Here is an 8954-nt window from a genome sequence, read left to right on the forward strand (position 1 = left end):
ACCGCGACATTGCCCTGATCCGCCACGACGGCTGCGCCCCGGGCCCCACCACCGACGATGGCTTGGACGGGCCCGCCCCCCGCCCCCCCCCCCCCCCGGCGGGGGGGTCCGGGGGCGCCCCCCCCCGACGACGAGCTGTTCGCCGCCCTCGACGAGGAGCTGGGCTTCGACCCCTCCGACTCGCCAGCCGGCACGCCCAGGGGAGCCTGATGACCACGCCTGATCTCGACCGGCCGGCCGCCGCGAACGCGGAGCCGGGCGCGGCGGCCGGCGCCACCGAACGCAAGCTACGGGACTACCTGCGCCGGGCCGCGACCGACCTGCGGGAGACCAAGGCCCGCCTGGCCGAGCTGACCGCCGCCCGCGACGAACCGATCGCCATCGTGTCGATGGCCTGCCGCTACCCGGGCGGCGTGCGCTCACCGGAGGAGCTCTGGACGCTGCTGGCCGCCGGGCGGGACGCGACCGGCGACCTCCCGGACGACCGGGGCTGGGACGTCGAGGAGCTCTACGACCCGGACCCGGCCGCCCGTGGCCACTCCTACGCGCGGCGCGGGGGCTTCCTCCACGACGCCGCGGACTTCGACGCGGAGTTCTTCCGCCTGCCGCCCCGGGAGGCCCTGGCCACCGACCCCCAGCAGCGGATCCTGCTGGAGCTGGGCTGGGAGGTGCTCGAACGGGCCGGGATCGACCCGACCACCCTGCGCGGCAGCGACACCGGCGTCTTCGCCGGCGTCATCGCGGCCGACTACGCCCCTGACAGCCCCGCCGACAGCGCCGCGGACGGTGCCACCGACGGCGGCCCGGGGAGCGCGGCGGTCGAGGGTTACACCCTCATCGGGTCGACGCCGAGTGTCGCCTCCGGCCGGCTCGCCTACACCCTGGGCCTGGAGGGCCCGGCGATCACGGTCGACACGGCCTGCTCCTCGTCGCTGGTCGCGATCCACCTGGCCGTCCGGGCATTGCGTGCCGGTGAGTGCGGCCTGGCCCTGGCCGGTGGCGTGACCGTCATGCCGACCCCACGGTCGTTCGTCGAGTTCAGCCGGCAGCGTGGGCTCGCGCCCGACGGCCGATGCAAGCCCTTCTCCGCGGCGGCCGACGGCTTCGCGCTGGCCGAGGGGGCCGGGCTCCTCCTGCTGGAACGCCTGTCCGACGCCCGCCGGCGCGGCCATCGGGTGCACGCGGTCATCCGGTCCAGCGCGGTGAACTCCGACGGGACGAGCAGCCAGCTCACCGCGCCGAGCGGCCCGTCCCAGCGGCGGGTGATCCGCCAGGCGCTGACCGCGGCCCAGCTCACCGCGGCCGACGTCGACGTCCTGGACGCGCACGGGACCGGCACGACCCTGGGCGACCCCATCGAGGCCCAGGCCGTGCTGGCCACCTACGGCCAGGACCGGCCGGCGGACCGGCCCCTGCTGCTCGGCGCCGTCAAGGCGAACATCGGCCACACCCAGGCCGCCGCCGGCGTGGCCAGCATCATCAAGCTGGTCGAGTCGCTGCGGCACGGCCTGCTGCCGGCGACGCCGCACATCGACGCGCCCAGCCCGCACGTCGACTGGACCGACGGCGCGGTCCGGCTGCTCACGGAGGCGAGCCCGTGGCCGGCGGGCGGACGTCTCCGGCGGGCGGCGGTGTCGTCGTTCGGCATCAGCGGCACGAACGCCCACCTCATCCTGGAGGAGGCGCCGGCGGCAGACGCCGTTGACGGCGGCCCGCCGGCCGGCAACCCGCACCCGAGCGCCGCCGGCCCCGCCAGGCAGGCGCCCTCGCTGCCCTGGCTGCTGAGCGCCCGCTCGCCCGCGGCGCTGCGGGCGGCGGCTGGACGGCTGGCCGAGCACCTCGACTCGGCCACCGGCCTCGCGCCGGAGGCGACCGCGGCGGCGCTGCTGCACACCCGGGCGCCCTTCGAGCACCGCGCGGTCGTGGTGGCAGCCGACCGGCCGTCCGCGCGGGACGCCTTCGCCCTGCTCGCGGCCGGCTCGGCCGGCTCGGCCGCTCTAACCGGCGAGGCCGCGGGGAACCGGCGCCTCGCCGTCCTGTTCACCGGGCAGGGCAGCCAGCGGCCCACGGCCGGGCGGGAGCTCTACGAGACGTTCCCGGTCTTCACAGCCGCGCTCGACGAGGCCGCCGGCCACCTCGACCCGCTGCTCGGCCGGTCGCTGCTCGACGTCATGTTCGCGCCGGCCGGCAGCGAGCCGGCCACGCTCCTGGACCAGACCGCGTTCACCCAGCCGGCGCTGTTCGCCCTGGGCACCGCGCTGTACCGGCTCGTCGAGTCGTTCGGCGTCCGCCCCGACCACCTGATCGGCCACTCGGTCGGCGGTCTCACCGCCGCGCACGTCGCCGGTGTCTTCTCACTGGCCGACGCCGCCACGCTCGTGGCCGCCCGCGGCCGGCTGATGGCCGAGCTGCCGACCGGCGGCGGGATGGTCGCCCTGGAGGCGACCGAGGCCGCCGCCCTCGCGGCCGTGGCCGAGCTCGGCCTGGCCGGCCGGCTGGGCCTCGCCGCGGTCAACGGGCCAGACGCGATCGTCGTCTCCGGCGACCTCGACGCCGCCCTCGTCCTGGAGCGGGAGTGGAAGGCCCGGGGCGGTCGGGCGAAGCGGCTGACCGTCAGCCACGCCTTCCACTCCCACCGGATGGAGCCGGCGATGGCGTCCTTCCGGGCCGTCGTCGCCGGGCTGCGCGCCCACCCGGCCGCCATCCCCGTGATCTCCGACGTCACCGGCCGGGTGGCCACCGACGCGAGCCTCGCCGACCCGGACTACTGGGCCGGGCACATCCGCCAGCCAGTGCGCTTCCACGAGGCCGTCGGCGAGCTGGACCGGCTCGGCACGACGACCTACCTGGAGCTGGGCCCGGACGCCGTGCTGGCGGCACTGGCCGCCGACACCCTGGAAGAGCACGCGGACCCGGACCGGGCAGACCGGCCCAGGGTCGTGGCGACGCTGCGGGACGGCCGGCCGGAGCCGGCGGCGGTGCTGGCGGCGCTGGGCGAGCTGCACACGCACGGGGTCGCTATCGGCTGGGACGCGCTGCTGCCGGACAGCGCCGCGGCCCGCGCCGTCGAGCTGCCGACGTACCCGTTCCAGCGGACCCGGTTCTGGCTCGGAAGCCCGTCCGCCGGCCGGGCAAGGCCCCGGCTTCACCGGCTCGCCTGGGAACCGATCGCCGACGCCGGGACCGGCGACGGCGGGGAGATCGCCCGTTTCGGCGACACGACCGCGTTGCTCGCCGCGCTTGCGGACGGGCGCCCCCTGCCGCAGGTGGTCGTCGTGGACGCCCCGACCGGGCACGCCGACCAGGGTGGCGCTCCGCCGGACGCCGAGGTGTCGGTAGGCCGCACGCTTGAGCTCCTGCAACGGTGGCTCGCCGACGACGCGCGGGACGGCTCGGTTCTCGCCCTGGCGACCCGGGGCGCGGTCGCCGCTGAGCCCGGCGCCGAGGTGGCCGACCTGGCCGGCGCGGCCGTGTGGGGCCTCGTCCGTTCCGCCCAGAGCGAGCACCCGGGCCGCTTCCTCCTGGTGGACTTCGCCGCGGCGGCCAACCCGGCCACGAACGACGAGGTGGTGGCGGCCGTCCGGGCGGCGCTCGGCGCGGGCGAGGCCCAGATCGCGGTCCGCGACGGTGTCGCGCGCTCGCCCCGGCTACGCCGGCTGGCCGCGAGCACGGCGGACCGGCCCGCGCCCACCGCGGCATCGGGCGCTGGGCTGAGCGCTGAACCAGCCGCGGCGCCGGGGGCCGCGGCTGGCCCGCGACCGTGGAACCCCGACGGCACCGTTCTGATCACCGGCGGGACCGGCGGCCTTGGCGCACAGGTGGCCCGCCATCTGGTCGCCCGGCACGGCGTGCGCCGGCTGCTGCTCGTCAGCCGCCGCGGCGAGGCAGCCCCAGGAGCAGCCGAGCTGCGTGACGAGCTGACCGCCGCCGGTGCGGCCGTAACGATCGCCGCCGCCGACGTCGCCGAGTACTCGGCCGTGGCCGACCTGCTGGCGGCCATCCCGGCCGGCGCTCCGCTGACCGCCGTCGTGCACGCCGCCGGAGTGCTCGACGACGGTGTGCTCACCGCGCTGACGCCGGATCGGGCCGCGGCCGTGCTGCGGCCCAAGGCCGACGCGGCGCGGCACCTGGACGCGCTGACCGCCCACGCCAAGCTGGCCGCCTTCGTGCTGTTCTCCTCGGTCGCCGGCATCCTGGGCACGCCGGGCCAGTCCAGCTACGCCGCCGCGAACAGCTACCTCGACGCACTCGCGACCCGCCGCCAAGCGGCCGGGCGCGCCGGTACCTCCATCGCCTGGGGCCAGTGGGCCGAGGCCGGCGGGATGGGCGACCGGCTCACCCCGGGCGACGCCGCGCGCCTGCGCCGGGCCGGCGTGGCCCCAATGAGCGTGGCCGCGGCCCTGGCCCTGCTGGATGAGGCCCTGACCACGTCCGAACCGGTACTGGTGGCAGCGCACCTGGATCCGGCCGGCCCGGCCGCCGCCGGAGCGGACGTCAGCCACGGGCCGCTGCGCGAGCTGGCGACGCCGGGCCGCCCGCCTACTGGGCCAGGCGGCGGCCCGGCGCCGTCCACGGGCGCGGGCGACGAGGGCCTCCCCCAGCTCGTCCAGGCGCTGACCGGCCGGTCCGGCCAGGAACGCGGCCAGCTACTGCTCGGGCACATCCGTTCGGCCGCCGCGACAATCCTCGGCCATCCGGACGCGGGTGCCGTCGCGGCGGACCGGGGCTTCCTCGACGGTGGCTTCGACTCGCTGGGCGCGGTCGAGCTGCGCAACCGGCTGGCCATCGCGACGGGGCTCCGACTGCCCAAGACCCTGCTGTTCGACCACCCGACCCCGCGTGCCCTGGCCGAGTACCTCGCCGGGCTGGTCGGACCGGTGGGCGCCGCCCCGGCCAGCTCTCCGGTCGAGGACCCGGTGGCGGCCCTGGACGCGCTGGCCGCCGCCCTGTCCGCCACCCCGCCGACCGACGAGGCGCGAGCGACGCTCGTCGGCCGACTGGAGTCCCTGCTGGCCGGACTCAGCGTCGAGCGCGACGACCTGGACGTGGCCAGCACGGTCAGCGACGCCACCGACGAGGAACTGATCAGTTTCATCGACCGGGAGCTCGGCATCTCATGACCCGCGACGAAAGCAGCCAGCCGACATGAGCGACGAGAAGATCCGCGACCTGCTCAAGCGGGTGACCATCGACCTACACCGCACCCAGCGGCGCCTGCGCGACACCGAGGCCGCCGCCGGCGAGCCGATCGCGATCGTCGGGATCGGCTGCCGGTTCCCCGGCGGGGTGCGCGACGCCGAGGGCCTGTGGGAGCTGGTCGCCGCCGGCGCGGACGCGGTCGGGGAGCTCCCCCGCGACCGCGGCTGGGACGTCGACGGCCTCTACCACCCCGACCCGAGCCACACCGGTACCAGCTACTCCCGGCACGGCGGCTTCCTCTACGACGCGGCCGGCTTCGACGCGGCGTTCTTCGGGATGTCGCCCCGGGAGGCGGCGGCCACCGACCCGCAGCAGCGGCTGCTGCTGGAGGTGGCCTGGGAGACGATCGAGAACGCCGGCCTCGACCCGGCCGAGCTGCGCGGCAGCGACACCGGCGTGTTCGTCGGGATCACTGCACAGGGGTACGGCGCGGGCGCGTCGGCCGAGTCCGAGGGCTACGCCCTGATCGGGACGACCGGCAGCGTGGCGTCGGGGCGGATCGCCTACACGCTGGGCCTGGAGGGCCCGGCCATCAGCCTGGACACGGCCTGCTCGTCGTCGCTGGTCGCCATCCACCAGGCCAGCCGGGCGCTGCGGGCCGGCGACTGCCGGCTGGCGCTGGCCGGTGGGGTCACGGTCATGGCGACGCCGAGCACGTTCGTCGAGTTCAGCCGGCAGCGCGGGCTGGCCCCGGACGGGCGGTGCAAGTCGTTCGCCGCCGCGGCCGACGGCACCGGCTGGGGTGAGGGCGTCGGCCTGCTGCTGCTGGAGCGCCTGTCCGACGCCCGCCGGCTGGGCCACCGGATCCACGCGGTGGTCCGCGGCAGCGCGATCAACCAGGACGGGACCAGCAGCCAGCTCACCGCGCCCAACGGCCTGGCCCAGCAGCGGGTGATCCGCCGGGCCCTCGCGGCGGCCAGGCTGTCGCCGGCAGACGTCAGCGCGCTGGAGGCGCACGGCACCGGGACGACGCTGGGTGACCCGATCGAGGCCCAGGCACTGCTGGCGACCTACGGCCAGGGCCGGCCGGCCGACGCCCCGCTGTGGCTGGGCTCGGTCAAGTCCAACATCGGCCACACCCAGGCCGCGGCCGGGGTGGCCGGCATCATCAAGCTGATCGGGGCGCTGCGCCACGGGCTGCTGCCGCAGACACTGCACGTCGACAAGCCCACGCCCGACGTCGACTGGGACGCCGGTGCCGTCCGGCTGCTCACCGAGCCCCGGCCCTGGCCGCCCGGCGACGAGCCACGGCGCGCGGCGGTCTCCTCGTTCGGCGTCAGCGGCACGAACGCGCATCTCATCCTTGAGGAGGTGTTGGAACCGGAGCCGGAAGTCCCGGCGCCGGGGCGCCCAGCGGCTGTGCCGGCCCAGCGGACGGCGGACCCGGTGACGGCCGGCGCATCGCCCTCACCGCAGCTGGACGACGCGGACGCGGGGCCTTCCGGACCGCCATCGGTGGCCTCGGTGGGGGCAGTCCGCCCGCCGTGGGTGCTCTCGGCACGCGACCCCGACGCCCTGGCGGCGGCGGCCGGCCAGCTGGCCACGCACGTGCGGTCCCACCCCGAGCTGGACATCGCGGCAGTGGCGTACGCGTTGGACCGGCGGGCCCGGCACGCACGGCGCGCGGTCGTCATCCCGGACCCCGAACGATCCGAGCCGGCGGACGCCTACCTGGCCGCGCTGGACGGGCTGGCCGCGGGCGATCAGCCGACGGGCCTGGTTCTGGGCCAGGCCTGCGAGCCAGGCCGGGTGGTGTTCGTCTTCCCCGGCCAGGGCGCCCAGTGGGACGGGATGACGACCGAGCTCCTGGCCACCTCACCCCGCTACGCCCACCACCTCCACCAGGCCGCCGACGCCCTCGCGCCCTACGTCGACTGGAACCTCCTCGACGTCCTGCACCAACGACCAGGCGCCCCCACCCTCGACCGCGTCGACGTCGTCCAACCCGCCCTCTGGGCCGTCACCACCAGCCTCGCCGAGCTCTGGAAAGCCCACGGGATCACCCCCGACGCCGTCCTCGGCCACAGCCAAGGCGAAATCGCCGCCGCCACCACCGCCGGCATCCTCACCCTCGACGACGCCGCCCGCATCGTCGCCCGCCGGTCCCAGATCATCAGCCGCCTCGCCGGCACCGGCGCGATGGCCTCCATCCCGCTACCCGCCGACACCGTCCAGGCCCACCTGGACGCGGACCGCGCCACCAGGTTGAGCATCGCCGCCGTCAACGGCCCCCGGACCACGGTCGTCTCCGGCGACGCCACCGCCGTCGGCGAGCTGGTCGAGCACTACACCGCCCAGGGCATCCGGGCCCGGGCCATCCCCGTCGACTACGCGTCCCACTCCCCCGCCGTCGAGCCGCTGCGCACCGACCTGCTCGCCGCCCTCGGCGACATCACCACCCAGGCCACCCAGGTCGCCTTCTACTCGACCGTCACCGCCGCCGTCGCCGACCCGGCCACCCTCACCGCCGACTACTGGTACCGCAACCTGCGCCAGCCGGTCCGATTCGCCGATACGGCCCGTGCGTTGCTCGCCGACGGGCACACCACCTTCCTCGAGATCAGCCCCCACCCCGTCCTCACCACCACCCTCACCGACACCCTCGAAGACGCCGCGACCGTCGCCCCCACCCTGCGCCGAGGCGACGCCACCCTCACCCGCTTCCACACCTCCCTCGCCGACGCCCACACCCACGGCATCCCGGTCCTCTGGAACCCGGACCCGGCCCCGAAGCCCGAACCCATCGACCTGCCTCCGTACCCGTTCCAGCACCAGAAGTACTGGATCACCCCCGCCACCCCCACCAGCCAGCCCGCCCCGACCGCCGCCGACGGCCAGTTCTGGAACACGATCCACACCGGCGACCCCGACGCCGTCGCCACCCTGCTCGGCGCGACCGACCCCGCCACCCAGACGGCCCTCACCACCGCCCTGCCAGCCCTCACCACGTGGCACCGCACCCACACCACCCGCGCGACCATCGACAACTGGCGCTACCGCGTCGCCTGGCGACCGGTCGCGCCGACCTCGGGACGGGTGCCTGGCTGCTGGCTGCTGGCCGCGCCGGCCGACCGCGTCGACGCGCCGGCTACCCAGGCCCTGGTCCGCGCGCTGGTCGGGCGGGGCGCGCGGGTGACGACGGTCCGGGTCGGCGCGGACGTCGAGCGGGCAGCCGTGGCGGCGGCGATCCGCGCCGCCCTCGCGGCCGTCGACGCTTCGCCGACTGAGCGGGTCGCCGGGGTCCTGTCCGTGCTGGGCCAACGAAGCGACCTGCTGCCGGACCACCCGTCGGTGCCGTGGGGGCTGGGCGCCACCGCCGGCCTCGTCCAGGCGCTGCACGACCTCGGGCTGGACGCTCCGCTGTGGCTGACGACGAGCGGCGCCGTCACCACCGGGCCGGGAGACGCGGTCCGGGAGCCGGAGCAGGCGATGGTCTGGGGCCTGGGGCCGGTACTGGCGGCCGAGAACCCGGCCGGCTTCGGTGGCCTGATCGACCTGCCCGCCGAGGTGGACGAGCGGGCCGCCGCGCGGGTCGCCGACCTACTGGGCGGTCACCACGGTGAGACAGAGCTGGCCATCCGGGCCGGTGCCGTTCACGCCCGCCGGCTGGTGCGAGCGCCCGTCACCGAACCCGACACCGGCAACTACATCCCGACCGGCACGACCCTGGTCACCGGTGCGACCGGTGCCATCGGCCAGCACCTCACCCGCTGGCTCGCCCGAAACGGCGCACCCCACCTCCTCCTCACCTCACA

The 8954-nt window shown here is 76.4% G+C and carries 2 protein-coding genes; both read left to right on the forward strand.

Annotated elements, in window-relative coordinates; all coding sequences use genetic code 11:
• Positions 1-209 precede the first annotated feature (209 nt).
• Positions 210-5120, forward strand: coding sequence for an SDR family NAD(P)-dependent oxidoreductase (locus I6A60_RS39865; protein WP_203055866.1), 4911 nt, complete (start codon positions 210-212; stop codon positions 5118-5120).
• Between the two features lie 25 nt (positions 5121-5145).
• Positions 5146-8954 (forward strand): type I polyketide synthase (locus tag I6A60_RS39870; RefSeq protein ID WP_203041966.1); only part of this gene is annotated, 3809 nt, incomplete at its 3' end.

It is taken from the genome of Frankia sp. AgB1.9 (assembly GCF_016786355.1).
In the GTDB taxonomy this organism is placed as follows: domain Bacteria; phylum Actinomycetota; class Actinomycetes; order Frankiales; family Frankiaceae; genus Pseudofrankia.